The 1,802-nt window shown below is 44.0% G+C and carries 2 protein-coding genes; one reads left to right on the top strand and one right to left on the bottom strand.

The window, feature by feature from the left end; all coding sequences use genetic code 11:
- On the top strand, positions 1-297 hold a 297-nt coding region (locus ABUA47_RS15930), incomplete at its 5' end, for an FHA domain-containing protein (RefSeq protein WP_349831752.1).
- A gap of 108 nt (positions 298-405) precedes the next feature.
- Here the strand turns inward: ABUA47_RS15930 and ABUA47_RS15925 are convergent.
- Positions 406-1,802: tagaturonate reductase (locus ABUA47_RS15925; RefSeq protein ID WP_208081008.1), on the bottom strand; the 1,397-nt coding region annotated here is incomplete at its 5' end.

Here is a 1,802-nt window from a genome sequence, read left to right as displayed (position 1 = left end):
CTTCCATTGCAAGACGGTGACAATATCATAGGCCGGCGTTGCGTGGGGAATGTTATCGATGTGCCGATTGAGACTTCGGATATGAGTATGGACCGGCGTCACTGTATCATTAATGTAAAGCGTAATAAGCAGGGAGTGTTGATTTATACCTTACGCGATGCTCCCAGCCTGACGGGAACTTTCCTTAATAATGAAATTTTGGGTGACAAAGACCGTATTCGCATTGAGGATGGAGCCATTGTAACTATTGGTGCCACTACTTTTATATTGCGGGCAGCAGAGCAGGAAAGCCTTTAGACAAAAAAGAAAACTGTGACTTAATTATTTCCCATCAAATGTGGTATAAATAAAGCAGACCGTATAAAAACTCCTTTTGTACGGTCTGCTTGTTTAAAATCATAGGAATTAAAGAATACCTTTTACTGTTTCCTGCATGCCTTTTTCTTGGATGGATTTTAAGAAGCAGGTAATCATGTCTGTCAATCCTGGAACGGTATTCAAGTCTCCGTGTTCCCCCCAGATAAGGTCTTTGGCTGCCAATACGCCTTCTGCCACTTTGCGGGTATCCCCCGTTGCCCAAAGGTCTTTCAATAACTGCATGATTTCGGGAGCATCATTCGGGATGATTTCTGTGCCGTCTGCGCGGGTACCTCCTTTGTAGTACGTGATGATGGCAGCCAGTCCCAATACCAGACCTTTCGGCAGTTCTCCTTTACGTTTCAAGTAGGTTTTCAGGCCAGGAAGGTCACGGGTTTGGTATTTAGGGAAAGAGTTCAGCATAATACTGGTTACGGCATGGTCAACAAACGGATTGTTGAAGCGCTCCAATACATCTTCTGCAAACTTTTTCAATTCGTTTTTCGGCAGGTTCAACGTTTCCATCAGCTCGTCAAACATCACTTTATGGATGTATTGTCCGATTATAGGATGCTGGCAGGCATCGCGTACAATATTTACCTCCGACAGATAGGCTACTGGAGACAATACGGTATGAGGTCCATTCAGCAAGGTTACTTTTCTTTCGTGGTAAGGTTCTTCAGAAGGAACAAACAATACATTCAGTCCGGCTTTGTCGGCAGGGAATTCTTCGGCGACTTCTTGCGGAGCCTCGATGACCCATAAATGGAAAATTTCAGCCTGCACTACCAGATTGTCATCGTACTGTATCTTTTCTTTTATAGCGGCAATGTCTTTGCGGGGGAATCCTGGAACGATACGGTCCACCAGTGTTGCATACACACCGCAGGCTTCCTCAAACCAAGCTCTGAACTCATCACCCAATTGCCATAATTCAATGTATTGATAGATTGTCTCCTTCAACTTGTGGCCATTCAGGAAGATGAGTTCGCAAGGGAAGATAATCAGTCCTTTGCTCTTGTCGCCGTTGAATGTCTTGAAGCGGTGATACAACAGCTGTGTCAGTTTGCCCGGATAAGAAGACGCCGGTGTATCTGTCAGCTTACAAGCAGGGTCAAAGGCTATACCTGCTTCCGTCGTGTTGGAAATGACAAAACGCATTTCCGGTTGTTCGGCCAATTTCATGAACTCATCGTTTTGAGTATAGGGGTTTAAGGCACGGCTGATTACATCTATCATAGTCAGACTGTTGATGGTTTCTCCTTTATCCAGACCTTGCAGATTTACATGATAAAGGTCATCCTGGGCATTCAGCATGTCAACCATACCTTTATCGATGGGTTGGACTACTACCACATTGCTGTTAAAATCGGTCTTTTGATTCATGTTATCACTAGTGTCCACTAAAAATTTTTTGGTCACTAGTCGGTTAAAAATTAAATAAA

It is taken from the genome of Bacteroides sp. RTP31139st1_H2_RTP31139_211217 (assembly GCF_040227615.1).
GTDB lineage: Bacteria > Bacteroidota > Bacteroidia > Bacteroidales > Bacteroidaceae > Bacteroides > Bacteroides uniformis.
The sequence above is the reverse complement of the archived record's forward strand: the minus strand, read 5'-3'. Positions and strand labels throughout refer to the sequence as shown.